Here is a 21,784-nt window from a genome sequence, read left to right as displayed (position 1 = left end):
CCGCCACAGCCACCGGAAGGAAGCGTTCTCGATGACGACCGTCCCCGCCGAGCAACAGCCCGCCGACGCCCCGCCGTTCATCCTCTTCCTCGACGGCCCCGAGTACGCCGAGGAGATGAGCCGGCTGGCCGTCTGGGTGGGTGACCTGCTCCTTCCCGTCTACGGCCGCGAGGTCACCTCGCAGCAGCCCTGGTGCCCCCGCTGGTGGGAGCACCCGGAGGCGGTCGCCCGGCTGCACGGACTGTGGCTGGCCTGGCAGGAGTACACCGACCCGGCGGCGGGACCGTCCGGACCCGCCGTCTGGCACCGGGACCACCTCGGCGCCGTACTGTCGGAACTCCGTTCCCCAGGCGGCCCGTTCGCAGGGTGCAAGAGCGGCGGCCACCGCCCGAAGACACCACCCGTGACCGAGTCGTACGAGGACGCCGTCGCCGCGTCCCGGCAGCCCGACCCGGATCCGTACGAGACCAGTCTCTGGTAGAGGAGGAACACCCCACCCATGAACGACACCCCCGCACCCGGCGCCGGACCGGCTCCCTCCCTGCGCGCCTACCTCGGCCTCTACGCCGCCGGATTCGTGGAGCGCGAGCAGATGATCGCGACCGTCGCCGCCTGGCCCTTCGAGGCCGAGGAGGGCCTGGACGAGGGCCACCCCGAGCCGACCCACCAGGACAACACGCTCTCCGTCCTCGCCGCGGCGCGCCTGCTCGGACAGGTGACCCGCGAGGACGTGGAGGAGATCCAGCGCAGGATCGACGGCCGGCCGGACGGTCCGGCGGACGGGGCCGAGCGGCGGCCATGACGACGGGCGAGAGGCCGGAGGCGGGGCTCAGACCTGAATACCGCGCGCTGTACCGGGAGTTGCAGACCCGGATGTCACCGGGCGGCGACCTCGCGCCGGGCGGCACGGATACGTTCGGACAGTTCCGGCGCGGTGCGCTGTGGACGCCGGACCGCGAACGGATGCACTCCGCGATCCTGGAGGAGTTCAAGGCGCGCTGCGCGGGCCGGCCGCGCGACGGTCATGCCGCCCTGCTCACCGCCGGGGCGCCCGGCGCCGGGAAGGGCGGCGCGCTGCGCGGGCTCGGCGAGTGGCAGGGGCGCGACGACGAACTGGGGCGGGCCCTGAAGCGGGCGCACGGCGTCGACGTGCGCGACTACGTGGTCCTGGACCCGGACGAATTCAAGGTCGCGATCTTCGAGCACGGCGGATCGCCCCTTCTCCCGCCCCACGCACGCGAGTTGCCCGACGGGCGTCGGCTCGCGCCCTCCGAGACGGCCTCGCTCACCCACCGCGAGTCGGCCTTCCTGCAGGACGTCTTCGAGCAGTGGGCGCGCGCCGAGGGCTACAACCTCCTCTACGACGCGACCCTGCGCGACCAGCGCTGGAACGAGAAGCTCCTCGGCGATCTGCGCGCCGACGGCTACGACCGGCGCGTCCTGCTCTCGGTCGAGGTCCCCGTCGAGCAGTGCCTCGCCCAGAACGCCGCGCGCTGGCAGCACGGCCGCACCGAGTTCGACGCGGGCCGTGACCGGTACGGCGGGCGCATGGCCCCCGAGGTCATGATCGAGGACCTGTACGCGCGGAGCACCTCGGGGCGCGGTTTCTCCATCGGCCGCGAGAACGCGGAGAAGCTGGTCGAGGGGGGTCTTGCCACCGCGCTGATCACCTCGGACCGGGGTGTGTTCCCCGCCGGGCGGGGAACGGGTTCGACCCCGGCGCCGGGGCACGGCGCCTCGGCGGGTGCGGGGCCGGGTGTCCCGGCGGGTGCGGGGCCGGGCGCCTCGGTCGGTGCGGGGCCGGGGCCAGGCGTCTCGGCCGGTGCGGTGTCGGGGGGTGCGGTGACGGGGGCCGGCGTCTCGGCCGGTCATCGGCAGGGCGACGCCACGATCCGGGTCGCCACCGCGGCACGCCTGCGGTCCGGCGGCGGGAGCACCGCCCCGGCGGCCGGACGGACGGCGGGCGCGCCAGGAGCCGCGTCGCCGGCCGCCGCGGCGGTACCGCGCCCGGCGCCCCGGCCCCCGCGAACGCCGTGAGCTCCGGGTGCTCCGGCGGGCGGCTACGCGCCTGGCTGCGGACCGACGTGGTCGAGGCTCTCCAGGATGCGGCGCTTGCGGGCGATGTTCTCGAGGAGCGCGGCCCGCTCGAAGCGGTGCGGGGTCCTGGCGTACACCTCGCGTCCGCGCTCCGAGGTGAACAGTTCCTCGGGGATCCGGTCGAGGCCCTGCGGAAGGAACTTGAGGACTTCCTCGACCGCGGCGAGCGCGAACGCGGAGCCCTCGCGCTGCTCGTGCCGCTCGGCGGGCGGCGTGTGCAGCAGTCGCAGTCCGGCGTCCGTGGCGACCTGGTCGCCGACCCACAGGAATTCCCCGGGGTCGATGATCCGCGAGGGTTCGGATCCGCCGAACGCCGGTGGCGCGGGCGGAAGTTCGTCGGTGAGCCGGAACGCGAAGGAACGGGCGCGGCCGCACTCGGGACAGACGCCCTCGTACACCGCCACCAGGACACCGTCACGCTCGTCGAGACGGTGCTCGCGCTCGAAGCCCTCCGCCCCGCACGCACACGCGTGCAGGTCCATGTAGAGGTGTGCTTCCTGCGTCGAACGGGCGATCAGCATGCCGAGATCTTACGTGCCGCAAGGCCGTCCAAGGGGGAAAGTGCCAGTGGACCAGGAACCGCTCGACCGCGGGAACGCCGGCCGTTCCGACCGGGCGGACGCCCGGCGGGATGACCGGGGGGACATCCCGCCGGACGCCCGGCCGGACCCTTCCGCCGCGGGTGCGGTGCCGCGCGCGGAGCCCGTCGTCATCACCGCGACCGACGTCGCGGGCAGCCGCTTCGTCTCGGGCACCGGCACCGCGCCCGACCCGGGACGGCAGGCGGCCGTCGTCGCGCAGGCGGAGAGCACCCTGCCGATGGTGGTGCAGAGCCTGTACGCGCAGCGGCTGAGCTCGGTCGAGCTGCGGTCCGGCGCCGCGGGCGACCGCTTCTTCGCGCTCACCGACGACCGGGGCAGGGACCTCACCCTGCGTCTGGACGCCGTACCGCTCCCCTCCGGCACGGTCGCGCGGACCCATGTCAACACCACCTCCGACCAGCACGTCGTCCAGCTCTCCGACCGGATGGACCCGCGCCAGGTGGGCCGGGCGCTGAGCCACGAGGTCGGTGAACTGCTCGCGGTGCGCGACCGGGCGGCCCGTGCCGCCGCCGGCGACCCCGAGGTCGCGGGGGTCGCGCCGAACCGCCAGGACGTCCTGGCCCGCGGCGGACTCGGGAGCGCGGAGCGGCGCCTGAGCCTCACCGAGGAGGACCTCGGCCGGGTCGGCGAACTGAACTATCTGGCCGCCCGCATGAACGACGCCACGCTCGACGCCGGCCAACGCGCCGAATCCCGTGGCGAGTTGTCGGCACTCGTCGACCACCTCGGGCTGCGGCCACGGGTCCCGGCCGACTCCGGCCACTACGCGCCGGAGCTCCAGGCCGCCGACGTCCGCCGCGACATCGTCGACCCCCACCTGACCCCGGCGGCGGCCGGCGCCCTGCGCGAACTGGCCGTACCCGTCGAGCGGTTGGGCGCGGCCGATGCCGTCGAGCTGCGGGAGTTCCGGGCGCGGGCCGAGCACGCCCGCCCCATCGGAGCATCCGTGGGCGCCCCGGTCATGCCGGGGCTTCGGCCCGACGGCTCCCCCCTCCCGCGCGAGGAGCTCGCCGCGGCGGCGACCCGGGCGGCCGAGCAGCGCACCCGGGCCGGTGCCGCCACCCTGGACCAGCTGCGCGCGGAGATCGCCACGACCGGCGAGTGGCCCGCCCGCCGGGTCGTCGTCGGCGGGGGCGCCAGCCTCGTCGGGCGCGACCCCGAGGCCCTGCTCGTCGACGCCCGCGGCCGCTGGCACCTGGACCCGGGCGAGGGCATCGTCCAGTCCCCCGACCAGACGAGGGACATGCGGGCCAACGGGATGGGCGACGCCCACCAGTTCGCCGACCCGACCGCACGGGTGCCGCGCGACGCGGTGCGCCTGTGGGAGGACCAGCTCGCCGTACGCGGACCGGTCGTCGACGGGACCGCCGCTCTGCTCCCGGGACAGGACGGCCGGCTCTACACGCACATCCGGCCCGCCGACGGTTCCCCCGACCTCTACGTGAAGGTCGAGGGCACGCCGACCGTGGCCACCGGGCTGCCCCCGGAGATGGTGCCGGGCGTCGACCGCCGGGACGCGGTGGATCTGCCGGAGGCCCTCGACGCCGTACGCGGGCAGCTGCCCGCCGGTTCACCGGCGCACGCCCGGCTGACCGGGGAGGTCGGCGCGGAGCGGGCGCTCCAGGTGCTGCGGGAGGAAGGGGTGCTGGACGGGCTGCGCTCGGACGGCGGGGCGCGGGCCGCGCTCCAGACGCTCGACGCGACCGCCCGGTGGGAGCGGGCCAGGGCCGCCGCGCCCGGCCGCGTCTTCATCGGGGACGAGATCGCCGAGGGCCGTTTCGACGCGAGGGCCGCGAGTGCGGAGGGCGCCCCGAAGACGTGGCTGGTCGCGGGCGCGGGCGGCACGGGCGTGGCCAACGCCGAGATCATCCTGGAGGCCGATCCCGAGGCGCGGGTCACCATCTACGGGCCCAACCTGCCTCCGGCGCTGGAGAACCAGGTGCAGTTCACGGCGCTGCGGGAGCGGTTCGTCAGCGAGTACGGCGGTGACGGCCGCCTCACCATCGACATCCACCCCGACAACCGGGTCGGTGCCGTGCAGATGTCCCTCGGGCCCGACGGGAAGCCGCGGTTCCGGGAGGGGCGGGTGGAGGCGGACGCGTATGTGGCGAGCCTCGGGAGGACCGCGCCGATGCCGGAGGCTCTCCGGGGGCTGAGCGAGGGGACGCGGGCCGGGGGCGGGCAGGTGCGGGGGGACCTGATGTTCGACCGGGACCGGCAGTACCTCGGCTACGGCGTCACCTTCGAGGCGGGGGGCAGGCAGCATCGCGTCGAGGTGACCGGCGCGGCCTCGCAGCTGCTGCCCCGGGACGTGTTCCCCCGGGACACCCAGGCCGCGCTGACCGCCATGGCCGTCCGCCAGGTGCCCTCCCAGAGCGGCAACGCGGCTCCGGGGTTCGCTCCTGTGGCGGAGCAGACGGCTCGGCTCGCGGAGGCGCGGGCGCGGGGGACGGTGGAGCGGCACGCGTCCGTTCCGGAGAGCTGGGGCAGGCCGGCCGTGGCGGGGTCGACGGCCTCCGGCGGGGCGGCCAACCCGGTCGCGAACGCGGCCCGTCTCCAGTCGGGTCGTCGCACCGCCTCCCCCGGTGGGGGTGTGCCCGGCTCGGTGCCGGTCCCTCGGGCACCGCGGCCGCCGCAGCCGCCGCGACCGGGGCGGTGAGACCGGCGGGTGGGTCGGGGCCGCGCCGGTACATCCGCCCGCATCCGAACGGATCCCCCCGGGGTCGAGAAGTGCGGGTCGGTTCCGATCCGTCCGGCCTGCGGGCATTCGATGTACCGGCACGGCCCCTCCCGTGCGTGGCCGACTGCGGGTGAACGGTGGCTCGGGTGCGGCGCCTCCGGCCGGATCCCGGCCGCGGGTGCGATGTGGTGCGGGCGCAGCCCCTCATCGGCGTGACTTTCAGCCCCTCCGGCGTTTGAGGAGCGGGGGTCCGGGGGCGGAGCTCCCGGGTACGGGTCGGGTAGGGGCGGAGGGGGCGAAAAGAAGCTGTTGGGTACGGGAGCGGGCTGGATGGGGCTCTCGCCCGGGGCCTGGCGGGGCCTTGGACATATAGATGCGCGCGCATATATTGTTCACGCAAGTAATGGCGCCGACGTATCTCAGGGGGAACCATGACCCGCCGATTCCTGTTCCTGCTCGGCAGCAGCCGCACCGGCGGCAACACCGAGACCCTGGCCCGCAAGGCCGCCGAACAACTGCCCCCCGACACGGAGCAGCGCTGGCTGTCCCTGGCCGAGCACCCGCTCCCCGACTTCGTGGACCTGCGCCGGGACAGCGATCACGTGCGCCCTCCCGCCGCGGGCACGGAGGCCCTGCTGCTCGACGCCACGCTCGACGCCACCGACATCGTGATCGCCTCGCCGCTGTACTGGTACTCGGTGTCCGGGCTGACCAAGCGCTATCTGGACTACTGGTCGGGCTGGCTGCGCACGCCCGGCCTCGACTTCAAGGCCACCCTGGCCGGGCGCACCCTGTGGGGCGTCACCGCTCTCGCGCACGAGGAGCAGGCGGTCGCCGACCCCCTCGTCGGTACGCTGCACCATTCCGCGGCGTACATGAAGATGCGCTTCGGCGGAGTCCTGCTCGGGAACGGCAGCAAGCGCGGCGACGTGCTGGACGACACCGGGGCGCTGGCGCGCGCGAAGACCTTCTTCGCGCAGGAAGCACCGCTCGCCCGTTTCCCGTACGAGCGGTGAGGCGCCCGGCGCGCAGGAGGTGACGCGCCGTTCAGGCGGTGATGTCCTTCGTCGTGAACCGCGCCCACGCGGCCGACCCGAACACGGCGGCGTACAGGCCCTGGAGGCCGAGGTCGCGGACCAGGTCGTCCCAGTAGACGGGGTCGCGCATGAGGTCGGCGAAGGACAGCCAGTAGTGGGAGAAGAAGTACGGCTGGAGCACGTGCAGCTGGGGGATCTGGTCGAGGATCTGGACGGTGATCAGGAGACCGACCGTCGTCGCCATGGCCGCGATGCCGCTGTTGGTGAGGGTGGAGACGAACAGGCCGAGCGCGGCGACACCGGTCAGTGACGCGGCGACGACGAGGGCGATGAGCAACGCCCGGCCGAGCCCCTCGGCGAAGCCGATGCGGGTCCCGGAGATCGTCGTCAGCTCGCCCAGCGGGAACAGCAGGGCGCCCACCGCGAACGCCGAGACCGCCACCACCAGGGTCGCCACCAGGCAGAACGTCATCGTCGTCGCGTACTTCGTGAGCAGCAGCCGCGTGCGGCCCGCGGGCGCGACGAGGAGGTAGCGCAGGGTGCCGGCGTTGGCCTCGCCGGCGATCGCGTCTCCCGCGATGACACCGATCGCCATCGGCAGGAAGAAGGGGAGGGTCGCGGCCAGCCCGGTGAACACCAGGAACAGGCCGTTGTTGGTGATCTGCGCGATGAACGCGGGGCCTTCACCGCCGCCACCGCCCGCGCTCGAGCCGTCTCTCGTCTCGATCTTCACGGCGACACCGATGAGGACCGGCACGGCCGCGAGCACGCCGAGCAGCGCGATCGTCCGCCAGCGGCGGAAGGTGGTGACGAGTTCGTCGCGGAAGAGTCCGAGTGTCCACAGCGGGCTCGGCCCACGTCCGGTCCTCGGCTCCGGGCCCGCCTTCCGGGCCGCTCCCGGGTCCGTCGGTGTCGCCATCGGTTCCGTGCTTTTCGTCTCTGCGTCCCGCTTCGGGGGACTCTCAGCCCGCGACATCGAAACCCTCCCCGGTCAGCGCCACGAACGCGTCCTCCAGCGAGGCCCGTTCGATCCCGAAGCCGCGGACCCGGACGCCTGCCGTGACCAACGCCGCGTTCAGTTCCGCGGGCTCGCGGTCGGGGGGCTCCGCGGTCACTCCCGTCTCGGTCACGACGAGATCGGTGACGCCCTGTTCCTTGAGGATCCGGGCCGCGTCCCCGGTGTCCGGGGTGGTCACCACCAGCCGGCTCCGCGCACCGGCCGCGAGGTCGGCCACCGGGCCCTGGACGATGAGCCGCCCCTGGGCCATCACGGCCGCGTGGGTGCAGACCTGCTCGATCTCGTCGAGCAGGTGCGAGGAGAGGAAGACGGTCGTGCCGTCGGAGGCCAGCTCCCGCACCAGGGTGCGGATCTCCCGCATCCCCTGCGGGTCGAGGCCGTTGGTCGGCTCGTCCAGGACGAGCAGGCGGCGGGGCTGGAGCAGTGCGGCGGCGAGTCCGAGCCGCTGTTTCATGCCCAGGGAGTACGCCTTCGCCTTCTTCCCCGCCGCGGCGGACAGTCCGACCCGGTCCAGCGCGGCCTCGACGCGTGCCCTGCGGGTCCGGGGATCGGCGGTCGGGTCCGCGGCGTCGTACCGGAGGAGGTTGTCCCGCCCGGAGAGGAAGCCGTACAGGGCGGGGCCCTCGATCAGCGCCCCGACGTGCGGGAGCACGGCACGCGCGGACCTGGGCATGGGGCGCCCCAGCACGCTCGCCGTGCCCGAGGTCGGCTCGATCAGGCCCATCAGCACCCGGATGGTGGTGGTCTTGCCCGAGCCGTTGGGTCCGAGGAAGCCGAAGACGCTGCCCGCCGGGACGGTGAGGTCCAGGCCGTCGACGGCGAGCTGTCCGCCGCGGTACCGCTTGCTCAGCGCGCGGGTGGCGATCACCGCGTCCTCGGCGGGCACGGCGTCGGCGCCTCCCGGCTCCCGGTCCGGCTCCGGCTCCGGACGGGCGCTCCCCGTCCGCCCTGCGGGGACGGCGGCGCCCGTGGCCCGCGCCGGACCGGGCTCGTCGGCGGACAGCTCCTCCATGGGCTCCCTCGGTTCGGTTCGCCTGACTGGACCTACTGGGCCGCGTTCGCCGCCTTCACCAGCGCGGCCTTGGTGACGGCACCGGCGTACACCTTGCCGTCGTCCGTGATCAGCGCGTTGACCAGGCGGGTCGAGAAGACCGTGCCCGAGCCGAACTTACCGGTGACGTGGTCGCCGAGGGAGTTCAGGAACCCGTCGACGTCGCTGTTGCCGGTCGAACCGGACGCGCCCGTCGGCACGCCCTTGCCGCCGGTCTCGAGCACGATGATCGAGTTCCAGCCCTCGCCGATGGTCTTCGGACCGCCGGGGGCGTCGGCCGTCCCCTCGTGGCCCTTCCGCCATTCCTTCTCCAGGCGCTTCGGACCGTCGTCCTTCGTGTCCTTCGGCTCGCCGCCCTTCGCGTCCTTCAGGTCGTCGCCCTCGGTGACCTTCGCGCCCTTCGGCGGGGTGAAGGCGAACGTCGACGCGGCCGGCCGGGAGAAGTCGACCTGGGTGAAGCCCGCGTCCACGACGGCCGCGCCCCCGCTCGCCGGGGTCAGCGTGAACTTCAGCGGCAGACCGGTCTTCGCGTCCACCGCGATGCTGATGGCGCCGACCGTGGTGCCGGACTGCCGGGGCTTGATGACCAGCTTGTAGGCGTCGCGGCCCGCGACGTGCGCGGTGCCGTCGACCGTCACGGAGGTCGTGTCGTCCACGGACTTGAGAGCCTCGTCGGCGAAGTCCTTGGGGGTGGCCGGGACGTCCCGCGGCGCCTTGCCCTCGGCACCCTCGCCGGCGTGCCCGGACTCGGGTGACGTCGAGTGGAAGACCTCGTTCGACTTGCTGTCGTACCCCCACACGTCCTTGCCGTTGTGGATGACGCTGTACTCGGCGGCGTTGTCCAGGAGGGAGACCTTGCCCCTGTCCGGACCGTCGGCCGCGACGCGGAGCGTGTGCGTGCCCGAGGCCAGTTCGAGCAGCTTGGACTGCGGGTCGGCGGAGGAACCGCCGTGCCCCTCGGCCGCGCCGGACAGCAGGCCGCTCTCCAGACCGCCCAGGTCGGGCAGCCCCAGATCGGTGCTGATCTTGACCGTGCCGGACAGCTGCTGGACGTCCGACTCGGCGATCTTCTGGATGAGTTGCTGCGCGCTGATCTTCGGCAGGTCGGGGTCCCCGGAGTCGGCGAGCGCCGGGACGAGTCCGATCGTCGCCGCCGCCACCCCCACCACCGCGACCGGAACGACGTACCGCGCGGCCTTGCGTCGCCCGGCGAGCCTGTCGTCGGCCTCCGCGGCCCTCGCGCTGTCGTCGGTTTCGTACGGTGCCATGTGTGCCTTACCTCCGTCGTCGGCGGCGGCCCTGCCCTCGTTCCGTGTTCCACTCCCAAGCCGCCATTCTCACCCGGTCCGGTGAGGAGTGGTGTTCTCCATCTGACCAAATACGCCGGATGAAAGCGTCAACCCCCGGGCTCAACTCCGCGTAGTCCTGCGGTATGACGTGAGAGGGCGGTGCCTCCACCGGACCCGTAGGGGTCGCTCGCGGGGGAGACACCGCCGTGACCGGATCCGCGGCGGACCGGCGGACCGGCTCAGCGCTGCACGAACACGTAGTCCGCGCGGTAGGGGACGCCCACGACCGTGCCCGGCGTGCAGGAGCCGCCCGGGGCGACGCCGCCCACGGTGTTCAGGCGCAGGATCTCCTGCGTGCCGGCCAGCAGGCCGCGCCCCCGGCCGGACTGCGTGGCCCCGAGGTCGAGCTCGGGGATGTTCGCCGCGCCGTTAGGGGTCTTCGCGATCAGCGCCCCGGTGACGGCGCTGCGGTCGGGCGCGATCCACTGCGGGGTACCGGAGTTGGGCTTCACGAACGAGTGAGCGATATGACCGCCGAGCCGTGCGGCCACATCGCGCTGGGCGAAGGCGTAGCCGCCCGACCCGGCCGCCTTGCACTCGTAGATCTGCTCGCCCTCGACCACGGACGCCTGGAAGTTGTGCAGGGCGTTGCGGAAGTCGAAGGCGCCCGTCACCTTGTGGAGCTGTCCGCGGACGGCTCCACCAGGGAACTTCGTGGTGTGGAGGTTGGCGTAGAAGGAACCGGGGTCGGTCTTCAGTTCGTCGAGCAGGCCCGTGTCCTCCACCTCGACGGTCCCGACGACACTGTGGCCCTTGATCCGGTCGAGCAGCCCGCTGAAGTCGATCCTCACGTCGCCGTCGGCGCCCTTGGCTCCCTGATGGATGTGGAGCAGCGTGGGCCTCCCGGTACCGCGCCAGGTAACGGCGACGGACACCCTGTCGCCCTCGACCTTGATGAACTCCAGCGCCGTGCCGTCCGGGTCACCGACGGCGGGGCCGCCCGGGACGGGCACTTCGGCGGCACCGCGCAGGCTCGCGGCGAGGACGGTGCCGCCGCTGCCTCCCATGACCGCGTGACTCGTGACGACGGTCCGTCCCTCGCTCCCGCCGGGAGTGCCGTGGCCGGCGGCGGTCGCCGGGACGACGGCGGCGGCGACTCCCACCGCGGCGGCCATCGCGGCACCGGCCAGGACCGCGCCGGCGCGACGCGTCCTGAACGTGGTGTTCGATCCCATGATTCCGGTTCCTCCCCGTACATCGGCCGACGTACCTTGCGTCAGCTTCCGTGCGTGATTACGGAAACGATCCGATCCGGCACTCATCGCAATCTTGTGGCACCGGTCACATCACTCTTCGTCGATCGAAACCTTCGAATACGACGGCCATTCGAGTAGAAAACGGCTCGAATCCGTACTTACGGGTGGCAGCGATCGGATCGTCCGGCACTCCAGGGATCAAAGGACCGAAGGACCAGAGGACCAAAGGATCGAGGAACCGCCATGATCGCCATCAGGCACGTCACGGGATACGCCGCCATGGGCGCCGCCATCCTGGCTCTCACGCTCGCCGGATGCGGAGGGGGAGGTGGCGGAAGCGGCAGCAGCAGCAAAACCAGCACCCCGCAGAACAGCGGCTCGACGCAGAAAGCCACCACGGGATCGGCGACGTCGATGCTGACCACCGCCCACATCGCGAAACTGGGCACGGTCGTGACCGACGGCAAGGGGTACGTCCTGTACCGCTTCGACGCGGACTCGGCGAACCCGACCAAGGTCACCTGTTACAGCACCTGCGCCGCGCTCTGGCCCGCGGCCACGACCACGGGCCAGGGCTCAGTGACCACGAAGGGCATCGACAAGAGCATGGTCTCCACGGTCAAGCGCAACGACGGCAGCACCCAGATCACCCTCGCCGGCTGGCCCCTCTACCGGTACGCCAAGGACGACGAGCCGAAGGAGCCGTACGGCCAGGGAGTGGACGGAACGTGGTGGGCCGTCACGCCCACCGGAGCGAAGATCACCACACCCGTCTCGACGTCGTCGGCACCGGCCCCGGCCACCACCGGCACGGGAGGCGGCGGAGGGTACTGACGGCCGCCCACCGCACCCGGGCGATCACGGAGCCGAGCCCGACGGCACCCGGCACCCGGCACGCACGGGGCCGGTCCGGTCCGTACCGGTGGTCCCGGGAGGGGCGGACTCGGCCGACCCGGTGACACGGGGACGGTCCCGATCGGCTCGGGGGAACGGGAACGGACCAGGTCGGCCCGGGGACGGAATCGACCGGTCGGAGGCACGGGGACAGACCAGGTCAGCCCGGGGACGGAATCGACCGGTCGGAGGCACGGGAACGGACCAGGTCGGCCCGGTGACCGGCGCGCGGGAGGCGTCTCAGCCGGTCCGTGAACCGTGATCCACGCGGGGGCGTCTCAGCCCGCCCGGTGCACCACGGCGTCCACCAGCTCGACCAGCGCGGCCTTCGCGTCGCACTCGCGCAGCGGGGCCAGCGCGGCGCGCGCCTCCTCGGCGTAGCGCACGGTGTCCCGGCGCGCCTGCTCCAGGGCGGGGTGCTCCCGCAGCCGGGCCAGCGCCTCCGCGTGCCGCGCGTCGTCCGTCAGGTCGGATTCCAGCAGCTCGCACAGCGCGATGTCCTCGGCGAGCCCCAGCCGCTCCGCGCGCTCGCGCAGCCGCAGCACCGGCAGCGTGGCGATGCCCTCGCGCAGGTCCGTGCCCGGCGTCTTGCCGGACTCGTGCGAGTCGGACGCGATGTCGAGGACGTCGTCCGCGAGCTGGAAGGCGACGCCCAGCCGCTCCCCGTACTGGGTCAGCACGTCCACGACCGTCTCGTCGGCGCCCGACATCATCGCGCCGAACCGGCACGCGACCGCGACCAGCGACCCGGTCTTGCCGCCGAGCACGTCGAGGTAGTGGTCGACCGGATCGCGGCCGTCGCGCGGCCCCGCGGTCTCCAGGATCTGCCCGGTCACCAGCCGCTCGAACGCCTCGGCCTGGATCCGGACGGCCTCGGGTCCGAGGTCGGCCAGGATGTACGAGGCGCGGGCGAAGAGGAAGTCGCCGGTGAGGACGGCCAGCGAGTTGCCCCAGCGGGCGTTGGCGCTGGCCACCCCGCGCCGGACCTCGGCCTCGTCCATCACGTCGTCGTGGTACAGCGTGGCGAGATGGGTCAGCTCGACGACCACGGCCGAGGGCACGACACCCGGCGCGTAGGGGTCGCCGAACTGTGCGGCGAGCATCACGAGCAGCGGCCTGAACCGCTTCCCGCCGGCCCGCACGAGGTGCTGGGCAGCTTCCGTGATGAAGGGGACCTCGCTCTTGGTGGCTTCGAGCAAACCCTCCTCGACAGCCGCCAATCCGGCCTGGACATCGGCTTCGAGAGCCTGGTCCCGCACGCTCAGTCCGAACGGCCCGACGACGGTCACGAGAGGTTCTCCTGTCTGCTGACGATCACATGGCGAACTCGGTCGATCATTCGGTCGATGACACGGTTTGTCGATGTGTCGCTGCCATCACTCAAGTCAGCGTATCCGGTCACGTTTCGATCACCGCGAGCGCCCACCGTCCCCCGGCCGACTTCGCTCCGCCAGGAGGTATGCGGGAGTACACCCGGAAGGCACACGGGAAGCACCTGCGTGCCCCAACGGCGGGTACCCCGCCTCGCGGACACCACCCGGTCACCAACCGTATGTACATGATCGGGCTGGATGAAGCGACTCGCCATGGCATGCGGGGAGGCGCCCGGAAGGGGCGACCGGCCATGTCCGGCAGCAGCACCCGCCCCGTGCCCGACCGGAGCGCGGCGCCCCCCGCCGCCCGGCCGCGCCGCACCGCGTCTTCCATCCATAGAGATGACGTTCATGCACATCCGTACGTCCTTCCCTCACGAGACCACTCATAAGGGCACCCCTGTCCCCCTCCCGGACGGCACCCTTCCGTATGCCCGGACCCGGCGGGCCCGGCCGAGGAGCCCGCACCCGCCCCCTCGTGGAGCACCTCCCTCACCACCCGACCGGCTGGACGGCCCCGCGTGAGCGACGACACCACCCGGGCACGGCGACGCGGAGGAGCGGAGGAGCGGAGGAGCGGAGGAAGCGTCGAGGGGAGCGGACACCCGGGACCGGGCCGGACGGCGGGGAGGCGGTCCCCCGATCGGCCTTCCGATCGGCCGTCCGGCCGACTTTCCGGTCGGCTTTCCGGTCGGCCTTCCGGCTCACGGTCGGCGATCGGCACGGTCCGCGCCGCGACACGGTGTCGCACCTGTACGGAACCCACCGCCGGAGCGGCGGAAGCGGCCGGAGGCGCCTGGCACTGGAAGGGGAAGCGGCTCCGGTCGCGGTGGCACCCGTGTGCGCCTCGGCGGTCCCGAACGCGCAGGGGGAGCCACAGAAGGGCCGGAAAGAGACGGAGGGCTGGGAAAGGTCGGGAAGGCATACGTGATCGGCACGCCGGACCCACTGCCCGCCCGCGCCCGCTCGACCCGGTCGGCCCCGGCCATCCCGTCCGGATCCACCGCGGAACACCCACGCCGGAACGGCCCCGACGTCACCCGCGGCGCACGGTAGGCCGACAGGGCTTACCGGCAAGGGAGTTCACTTCCCGCGACCCCCGCACGCCCCGGTCCCGCGCCAATACAACGCGCGTACACCGAACACCGTTGACGCGGGCCGCACTTCACTTCGCTCCCCCTCCGAATCGGCTCACGTCCGGACCGGTCCCGCGCGACGTCCGGGACGGGAGAACCTGCCGGACACCGGCGCGGCCCGGCGGCCGGAGAGCGGATCACCGGGCCGCGCCCACCGACGTGTCCCGCGCCACAATTCCCGCCGCACGAAGGGCCGCTCGGCGTCTTCCGGAGGCCCTATGGCCGCCGCCATCGCAAGCACAATGCCCGAATTACCCTTCATGCCACCTTGGTGCTCTTTGGTCTCGTGAATTGGGTCACCGGCGAACCGGGCCGTCGACACGCACCCTCACTCGACGAACCCCTTCACCAAAGGCAAGTTGAGGATTCAATTCCGGCACAATCGGACTTTTTACCCCCTCATTAACCAGGCGAAAGCGATCTTCGCAGTCAAATCTCGTCTTGTTTCGGACATGTGCTCTCGCATACGTTCTGGTCGACCCCGGGCGGATCGCCGAATCCTGCCGCCGCCCGGTAACCCATCGACCCACGCACGGCAGGAGCGGGGGAACCACAGGTAAGCCGCCGATCCGGACACACCGGACGGCTAGGGGTGAAGCCGCGCCCACAGCGCGGCCGGGCATCTCCCGCCCGAACCCGACAGCTCACCTCGCAGGCGTCGGAGAGGAAATTCGTCATGCCCGCACGCGGCAAGCACCGTCACATGAAGTCCAACGTCATCACCCGTGGCCTGATCGCCGCCGGAACGGGCGGTCTCGCCCTCGCCCTCCCGCTCGTGAGCGCGACCGGCGCCAGCGCCGCCACCCCGGCGCAGGCCCCCCAGGTCACGAAGACCGCCCACACCGCGGTGGTGCCCAACGTGCAGCTCGTCACCTACAAGGTGGTCAAGGGCGACACCCTCTCCAAGATCGCGAAGAAGTACCCCAAGAGCGGCGGCTGGAAGAAGCTGTACGCGGCGAACCGCGCCGTCATCGGCGACAACCCCGCCGCGCTCCGTCCGGGCCTGAAGCTGACCGTGGGCACGAAGACGCTGAAGTCGACGACCGTCCGCACCGCGGCGAACGCGGCCCCCGCCGTCGCCAAGTCCAAGGCGACCACCGCCACCCAGGCCGTCGCCAAGTCGTACGCCAACAACCTCGACGGCTGGATCAAGGAATCCCTCGACGTCATGGCCAAGGCCGGCATCCCGGGCAGCTACGACGGCATCCACCGCAACGTGATGCGCGAGTCCTCCGGCAACCCCAACGCCATCAACAACTGGGACTCCAACGCCGCCGCGGGCATCCCCTCCAAGGGCCTGCTCCAGGTGATCGACCCCACGTTCCAGGCGTACCACGTCGCCGGCACGTCGACGAACATCTACGACCCGGTCGCGAACATCACCGCCGCCTGCAACTACGCGGCCGACAAGTACGGCTCCATCGACAACGTCAACGGCGCCTACTGATCGCACCCCGCACCCCCGACTTCCCCCCTCACCCGCCGACGGCGCCCTCCGGGCCCGTCGGCGGGTGCGTCGGCGGGTGCGTCGGCGGGTGCGTCGACGTGGCTAGAAGTCGAAGACGCGCTCCAGGACCACCGCGATGCCGTCGTCCTCGTTCGACAGGGTGACCTCGTCGGCCACCGCCTTCAGCTCCGGGTGGGCGTTGGCCATGGCCACGCCCCGGGCGGCCCAGTCGAACATCGGGATGTCGTTGGGCATGTCACCGAAGGCGAGCGTCGCGCAGGGGGTGAGCCCGAGGTGCGCCGCGGCGAGAGCGAGGCCCGTCGCCTTGGTCACCCCGCATGGCTGGAGTTCGACGGTGCCGGGCCCGGACATGGTGACCGTCGCCAGCGAACCGACCACCCCCCGCGCCGTTGCCGCCAACTCGTCGTCGGACATGGACGGGTGGCGGAGCAACACCTTGCTGATCGGCTCCGCCCAGAGGTCGTCCCGGCGCGGCACCCGCACCGCCGGCAGCGTGGGATGCGGCATCACGTACCCCGGCTCGATGAGCGTGAGCCCGTCCACGCCGTCCTGGTCGACCGCCGCGTACAGCAGCCCGACCTCCGCCTCGATCTTGCCGAGCGCCGTCTCCGCCAGTTCCCTGTCCAGGGTCACCGACCACAGCATCCGGTCCGCGCCGGCGTCGTACAGCTGCGCCCCCTGCCCGCACACCGCCAGCCCCTCACCGCCGAGTTCGTCGAGAAGCGGTCGCACGCGCGGTGCGGGGCGGCCCGTGACCACGAGATGCCGGACGCCCGCCCCGGTCACCTTCGCCAACGCGGCGCGTGTCCGGTCGGAGAGCGTGTCGTCGCCGCGCAGCAGCGTTCCGTCCAGGTCAGTGGCGATGAGTGAATATGCAGTCGGAGCGGCCATGATCCGAAGAATACGGATCGAACGACCCATCGGCCCGGCCTGAACCGGACGACGTCCGGTATCCCGTCAGCAACGCCGTTCACCGCACGGTGGTAAGCGCGTTGCGACCGCTTTGGATCACCCAGGCTCCGCTTCCGCCCACACCGACTTTCCCGCACACGACCGACCACAACACCCCAACGCCCCCTGGAACAAAGGCAACTCGCCGACGAGCCACCTGGGCACGGACGCAGGTCGGGGCAGTCATCATCGGCAAGCCTCGACAAGTGCGGTACGGGACAGCGCCATTGAGCCCGCCAGCTCCAACTCCGGCGCGATAGAGGGAAGTCCGGACACGACCTGCCGATCCGACGGCGTGACCGGGAGCACGATCGAGGAAACGGCCAAAGGCACGGCCGTGCACGCGAGGCGGCCTGAAAGGTCCCGGCCGGCGTCGACCGGCGCACACCCGGAAGCTCCCGCCTCCGGAGAACCTGCCCTTGAGGCCCCTCCCGGGGCCCTCCCCCTTCCCCCTCGCCCTCCCGCCACCCCCGAACGACACCAAGCCGGAATTACCGAACCCGACAAGGACAATACGGACATCGCAAACCCTTTAGGCTCTGCCACGGCAGGGGCACTCCCCCGTAACGTGGGCCCCGACCACATAAAACGCGTGGAACACATGCACCACATGGCGAGTACGAATCCGAAAGCGAGGCACCAACCGATGCCCCCCTTCGATGTCCCCGAGGGCGATCCCTTCGGCCCGCACAACCTGCCGTACGGCGTGTTCTCCCTGACCGACCCGGCCGGCGCCCCCGAGCGACGCGTCGGCGTACGGCTCGGCGACCATGTGCTCGACGCGGGCGCCGCCGCCCACGCGCTCGGCTCCCCCTACGCCGGGCTGCTCGCCCAGCCGACCCTCGACCCGCTGCTCGCGGCCGGCCGCACCGCATGGTCGGACGTCCGGCGCGCGCTGACGGCCTGGGTGACCGTCCCCGCCCACCGGGAGACCCTCGCCCCCCATTTCCACCCGCTCTCCGACGTGACGCTGCACCTCCCGTTCACCGTCGCGGACTATGTCGACTTCTACGCCTCCGAGAACCACGCCCGGAACGTCGGCCAGATCTTCCGCCCCGACGCCGCCGATTCCCTCACGCCCAACTGGAAGCACCTGCCGATCGGCTATCACGGCCGCTCCGGCACGGTCGTGGTCTCCGGCACCGATGTCGTGCGCCCGTCGGGCCAGCGCAAGGCACCCGCCGACGCCGCCCCGGTCTTCGGTCCCTCGATCCGCCTGGACATCGAGGCGGAGGTCGGCTTCGTGGTCGGCACCCCCTCGGAACATGGCCGACCGGTGCCCCTCGGTGACTACCGCGACCACGTCTTCGGCCTCTGCCTGCTCAACGACTGGTCGGCGCGCGACATCCAGGCCTGGGAGTACGTCCCGCTCGGTCCCTTCCTCGGCAAGTCCTTCGCCACGTCCGTGTCGGCGTGGATCACCCCGCTCGACGCCCTGGACGACGCCCTCGTGGCCCCGCCCGTCCGTACGCACCCCCTTCTCCCCTATCTCGAAGACGCCTCCGAGGAACCGGGCGGCTACGACCTCCGGATCTCCGTGGCCATCAACGGCCACGTCGTCTCCGAGCCCCCCTTCTCCACCATGTACTGGACGGCCGCCCAGCAGCTGGCCCACATGACGGTCAACGGCGCCTCCCTGCGCACCGGCGACCTCTACGGCTCCGGGACCGTCAGCGGCGCCTCCGAGGGCGAGCGCGGCTCCCTGCTCGAACTCACCTGGAACGGACGCGACGCCCTCGAACTCCCCGACGGCAAGCGCACGTTCCTCGAGGACGGCGACGAGGTCACCCTGACGGCCTGGGCTCCCGGCCCGGGCGGCACCCGGGTGGGCCTCGGCGAGGTCCGGGGCCGCATCACCCCGGCCGTCACCCCGTAGCCCTCTTCAGCGGGGTACGGGACGGTCCGTGTCACGGTGGCCAGGGCCCTGGCCACCGTGCCCCGCGACGGCTCCCGCTACATCCAGTCCTCGGGCTCCGGCTCCTGGTCCAGCTCGGGCCAGTCCGGGTCCGGTCCCGCGGCGGCCGCCGGAACCGGTGCGGCCCCGGATCCGCCGCCGGTGGGCGGCTCCTCGGACGTGCCGCCGCCCAGCGAGGCGAGCACCCCGATGACGCCCTCTCCGTACGTGGCCAGCTTCTTCTCGCCCACTCCGCTGATGCCGCCCAGGTCCTTCACGGAGGTGGGCCACACCGTGGCGATCTCCCGCAGCGTGGCGTCGTGGAAGATGACGTACGCCGGGACCCCCTGCTCCCGTGCCCGCTCGCCGCGCCAGGCGCGCAGCGCCTCGAACGCGGGAACGAGCTCGGCGGGCAGCTCGGCCGCCGCCGCCTTGGTCTTGCGCTCACCCTTGGACGCCGACGACCGGGACGCGGTCGGCTTCGGCGGCTCCTTGCGCAGCGGCACGTCGCGCTCGCGCCGCAGCACGGTGCCGCTCGCCTCGGTCAGCACCAGCGTGCCGTACTCGCCCTCGACCGCGATCAGCCCCTGGGCCAGCAACTGCCGTACGACACTGCGCCATTCGGACTCCGCCAGCTCCTCGCCGATGCCGAAGACGGACAGCTGGTCATGGTCGAACTGGATCACCTTGGCGGTCTTGCGCCCCAGCAGGATGTCGACGATCTGGCCCGCGCCGAACTTCTGTCCCCGCTCGCGCTGGAGGCGCACCACCGTGGACAGCAGCTTCTGCGCCGCGACCGTGCCGTCCCAGGTCTCCGGGGGCGTCAGGCAGGTGTCGCAGTTGCCGCAGGCCGGGGTGTCGGGGTCCTGGCCGAAGTAGGCCAGGAGCTGTGAGCGCCGGCACTGTGCCGTCTCGCACAGGGCGAGCATCGAGTCCAGATGGGAGGCGGCCCGGCGTCTGAACGCCTCGTCGCCCTCCGAGCCCTGGATCAGCTTGCGCTGCTGGACCACGTCCTGAAGGCCGTAGGCCATCCAGGCCGTGGAGGGAAGTCCGTCACGGCCGGCGCGCCCCGTCTCCTGGTAGTAGCCCTCGACCGACTTCGGCAGGTCGAGGTGGGCGACGAACCGGACGTCCGGCTTGTCGATGCCCATGCCGAAGGCGATCGTGGCGACCACCACGAGGCCTTCCTCCCGCAGGAAGCGGGACTGGTGCGCGGCACGGGTGCCCGGCTCCAGGCCCGCGTGGTACGGCACCGCCTCGATGCCGTTGCGGGAGAGGAACTCGGCGGTCTTCTCGACGGAGTTGCGCGAGAGGCAGTACACGATGCCCGCGTCGCCCGCGTGTTCCTCGCGCAGGAAGGACAGCAGCTGCTTCTTCGGGTCGGCCTTGGGGACGATCCGGTACTGGATGTTGGGCCGGTCGAAGCTCGCCTCGAAGTGGCGGGCCGCGGGCATGCCCAGGCGCTGGGTGATCTCCCTGTGCGTCGCGCGCGTGGCCGTGGCCGTCAGCGCGATGCGCGGGACGTCCGGCCAGCGTTCGCCGAGCAGCGAGAGCGCCAGGTAGTCGGGACGGAAGTCGTGGCCCCACTGGGCCACGCAGTGGGCCTCGTCGATCGCGAAGACGGAGATCTTCCCGCGGGACAGCAGGTCCAGCGTGCTGTCGAGACGCAGCCGCTCGGGGGCCAGGTAGAGCAGGTCGAGCTCTCCGGTCAGGAACTCCGCCTCGACCACGCGCCGCTCGTCGAAGTCTTGCGTGGAGTTCATGAACCCGGCGCGCACGCCCAGTGCCCGCAGCGCGTCCACCTGGTCCTGCATGAGCGCGATGAGCGGGGAGATCACGACGCCCGTGCCCGGTCTGACCAGGGAAGGGATCTGGTAGCAGAGGGACTTTCCGCCACCGGTCGGCATCAGGACGACGGCGTCACCGCCCGCCACCACGTGCTCGATGATCGCTTCCTGCTCGCCGCGGAAGGCGTCGTACCCGAAGACCCGGTGGAGGGTGGCCAGTGCCTCGCTCCCACCCAGCTTCTCCGTCACGTCCGCTCCGGTCATCACACCCGTCCCGCCCATCGTCCTGTCCCCCGTACGTCGCCCCTCGACCACTGCGTCCACGATAGGGGTCCGCGCCGACAGTCCGAGAGTTGTCCACAGGCTGCGAGGGACCGGCTTCCCTACGTACCGGCGCCCGCCCCGGCTCACTCCCCTGCACGGCGCGCCCCGGCCGGGTTCAACCCGTTGGCCCCGCTCGTATGGCGGCGTTTCGGCGCCGAGGGCCATGCTGCTCGGGCGGGAGGAGGGGGCCCGCAGCCGACGGACCCGTGCAGTCCGTACGCCTCTCTCGTGTCTCTAGGAGTCCTCGCATGCCCCAGCGTCCCCTCAGGACCGCCGTCACCCTCGTGGCCACCGCCGCGTCGCTCGCCCTGGCCGCGGGTCCCGCCCCTGCCGCGGACCGCCCGGCCGATCCGAAGGCCATGCGGGATCTGGTCAAGGCGTACCTGGCCAGCGTCAAGTACCGCGACGAGAAGGTCGCCCTCGCCGACGGATACGTCCCCCACCAGTGCTCCTCGGACCCCGCGGGGCACGGCAGCATGGGCTACCACTACTTCAACGAGTCCCGCTACGGCTCGCTCGATCCGGCGAAGCCCGCGGCCCTCCTCTTCGAGGACGGCAAGGACGGAAGGCGCCGGCTGGCCGGGGTCGAGTGGATCGTGCTGGACTCCGACCAGAACCTGAAGACCAGCAAGGACCGGCCGTCGATGTTCGGCGGCCAGAAGTTCGACGGTCCGATGCCGGGTCACTACCCGGGCATGCCGATCCACTACGACCTGCACGTCTGGCTCTGGAAGCAGAACCCCAACGGGCTGTTCGACCGCTGGAACCCCAGGGTGAAGTGCCCGGCCGCTCCGGCCCACACCGGCGCGTCGTCGACGGCGCACACCGGCCCGTCGTCCGCCGCGCACACCGGGTCCACGGGCAAGGCTCGCGCCGCCCGCTGAGAACGGCTCGGGCCCCGCTCCCCCGAAGGGGGCGGGGCCCGAG

Annotated in this window: 17 protein-coding genes and 1 riboswitch; of the genes, 9 read left to right on the top strand and 8 right to left on the bottom strand. The window is 72.3% G+C overall.

Annotation, left to right across the window (positions count from 1 at the left end):
- Nucleotides 1-31 precede the first annotated feature (31 nt).
- Genes ACICHK_RS23290 through ACICHK_RS23280 form a run of 3 tightly spaced genes read left to right on the top strand, consistent with a single transcriptional unit; the run spans nucleotide 32 to nucleotide 2,037 of the window.
- Nucleotides 32-481 carry a DUF4913 domain-containing protein gene (locus ACICHK_RS23290; RefSeq protein WP_406838412.1) on the top strand — a complete coding sequence of 150 codons (450 nt, stop codon included), beginning with the start codon at nucleotides 32-34 and terminating at the stop codon, nucleotides 479-481.
- A gap of 18 nt (nucleotides 482-499) precedes the next feature.
- Entirely contained in the window at nucleotides 500-802 is a 303-nt protein-coding gene (locus ACICHK_RS23285) for a hypothetical protein (RefSeq protein WP_151475035.1), read from the top strand.
- Entirely contained in the window at nucleotides 799-2,037 is a 1,239-nt protein-coding gene (locus ACICHK_RS23280) for a zeta toxin family protein (RefSeq protein ID WP_406838411.1), read from the top strand. The genes ACICHK_RS23285 and ACICHK_RS23280 overlap by 4 nt, the downstream gene beginning before the upstream one ends.
- A 23-nt stretch (nucleotides 2,038-2,060) precedes the next feature.
- Here the strand turns inward: ACICHK_RS23280 and ACICHK_RS23275 are convergent, their stop codons facing one another.
- Nucleotides 2,061-2,618 carry a hypothetical protein gene (locus ACICHK_RS23275; protein WP_151470651.1) on the bottom strand — a complete coding sequence of 186 codons (558 nt, stop codon included), beginning with the start codon at nucleotides 2,616-2,618 and terminating at the stop codon, nucleotides 2,061-2,063.
- A 46-nt stretch (nucleotides 2,619-2,664) separates the two neighbouring features.
- Between ACICHK_RS23275 and ACICHK_RS23270 the strand changes: the two genes are divergently transcribed.
- Nucleotides 2,665-5,358: a hypothetical protein gene (locus ACICHK_RS23270; RefSeq protein WP_406838410.1), complete on the top strand. Its 2,694-nt coding sequence runs from the start codon at nucleotides 2,665-2,667 to the stop codon at nucleotides 5,356-5,358.
- Between the two features lie 452 nt (nucleotides 5,359-5,810).
- Entirely contained in the window at nucleotides 5,811-6,395 is a 585-nt protein-coding gene (locus ACICHK_RS23265) for a flavodoxin family protein (protein ID WP_406838409.1), read from the top strand.
- 31 nt (nucleotides 6,396-6,426) lie between these two features.
- On the opposite strand, the gene ACICHK_RS23260 is transcribed toward ACICHK_RS23265, so the two are convergent.
- The 4 genes from ACICHK_RS23260 to ACICHK_RS23245 form a co-directional block, all read right to left on the bottom strand.
- The gene (locus ACICHK_RS23260) at nucleotides 6,427-7,335 is read right to left on the bottom strand and encodes an ABC transporter permease (RefSeq protein WP_406838408.1); all 909 of its coding nucleotides are present in this window, start codon (nucleotides 7,333-7,335) and stop codon (nucleotides 6,427-6,429) included.
- A gap of 43 nt (nucleotides 7,336-7,378) precedes the next feature.
- Nucleotides 7,379-8,446, bottom strand: coding sequence for an ABC transporter ATP-binding protein (locus ACICHK_RS23255; protein ID WP_406838407.1), 1,068 nt, complete (start codon nucleotides 8,444-8,446; stop codon nucleotides 7,379-7,381).
- Between the two features lie 32 nt (nucleotides 8,447-8,478).
- On the bottom strand, nucleotides 8,479-9,753 hold the full coding sequence (locus tag ACICHK_RS23250; protein WP_406838406.1) for a LolA family protein: 1,275 nt from the start codon (nucleotides 9,751-9,753) through the stop codon (nucleotides 8,479-8,481).
- 260 nt (nucleotides 9,754-10,013) lie between these two features.
- Nucleotides 10,014-11,009 carry a CHRD domain-containing protein gene (locus tag ACICHK_RS23245; RefSeq protein ID WP_406838405.1) on the bottom strand — a complete coding sequence of 332 codons (996 nt, stop codon included), beginning with the start codon at nucleotides 11,007-11,009 and terminating at the stop codon, nucleotides 10,014-10,016.
- 264 nt (nucleotides 11,010-11,273) lie between these two features.
- On the opposite strand from ACICHK_RS23245, the gene ACICHK_RS23240 reads away from it, so the two are divergent.
- Nucleotides 11,274-11,864 carry a hypothetical protein gene (locus tag ACICHK_RS23240; protein WP_406838404.1) on the top strand — a complete coding sequence of 197 codons (591 nt, stop codon included), beginning with the start codon at nucleotides 11,274-11,276 and terminating at the stop codon, nucleotides 11,862-11,864.
- A gap of 338 nt (nucleotides 11,865-12,202) precedes the next feature.
- Here ACICHK_RS23240 and ACICHK_RS23235 read toward each other — a convergent pair whose 3' ends face one another.
- Nucleotides 12,203-13,213 (bottom strand): polyprenyl synthetase family protein, encoded by a 1,011-nt coding sequence (locus tag ACICHK_RS23235; RefSeq protein ID WP_103548339.1) that lies wholly within the window; start codon nucleotides 13,211-13,213, stop codon nucleotides 12,203-12,205.
- Between the two features lie 1,701 nt (nucleotides 13,214-14,914).
- Nucleotides 14,915-15,106, top strand: a riboswitch (cyclic di-AMP (ydaO/yuaA leader).
- Nucleotides 15,107-15,109: 3 nt separating this feature from the next.
- On the opposite strand from ACICHK_RS23235, the gene ACICHK_RS23230 reads away from it, so the two are divergent.
- A complete protein-coding gene (locus ACICHK_RS23230; RefSeq protein WP_406838403.1) occupies nucleotides 15,110-15,880 on the top strand; it encodes a transglycosylase SLT domain-containing protein in 771 nt (256 codons plus the stop codon).
- Nucleotides 15,881-15,982: 102 nt separating this feature from the next.
- On the opposite strand, the gene ACICHK_RS23225 is transcribed toward ACICHK_RS23230, so the two are convergent.
- On the bottom strand, nucleotides 15,983-16,792 hold the full coding sequence (locus ACICHK_RS23225) for an HAD family hydrolase (protein WP_151470660.1): 810 nt from the start codon (nucleotides 16,790-16,792) through the stop codon (nucleotides 15,983-15,985).
- A 706-nt stretch (nucleotides 16,793-17,498) separates the two neighbouring features.
- On the opposite strand from ACICHK_RS23225, the gene fahA reads away from it, so the two are divergent.
- The gene (gene fahA, locus ACICHK_RS23220; RefSeq protein ID WP_406838402.1) at nucleotides 17,499-18,728 is read left to right on the top strand and encodes a fumarylacetoacetase; all 1,230 of its coding nucleotides are present in this window, start codon (nucleotides 17,499-17,501) and stop codon (nucleotides 18,726-18,728) included.
- A 77-nt stretch (nucleotides 18,729-18,805) separates the two neighbouring features.
- On the opposite strand, the gene recQ is transcribed toward fahA, so the two are convergent.
- Entirely contained in the window at nucleotides 18,806-20,815 is a 2,010-nt protein-coding gene (recQ, locus tag ACICHK_RS23215) for a DNA helicase RecQ (RefSeq protein WP_406841296.1), read from the bottom strand.
- A gap of 290 nt (nucleotides 20,816-21,105) precedes the next feature.
- On the opposite strand from recQ, the gene ACICHK_RS23210 reads away from it, so the two are divergent.
- A complete protein-coding gene (locus tag ACICHK_RS23210; protein ID WP_406838401.1) occupies nucleotides 21,106-21,741 on the top strand; it encodes a hypothetical protein in 636 nt (211 codons plus the stop codon).
- Nucleotides 21,742-21,784: the final 43 nt, after the last annotated feature.

The sequence above is a fragment of the Streptomyces sp. AHU1 genome (assembly GCF_045343905.1).
In the GTDB taxonomy this organism is placed as follows: Bacteria; Actinomycetota; Actinomycetes; order Streptomycetales; family Streptomycetaceae; genus Streptomyces; species Streptomyces triticiradicis.
This window is presented reverse-complemented; position numbering and strand designations above follow the sequence as displayed.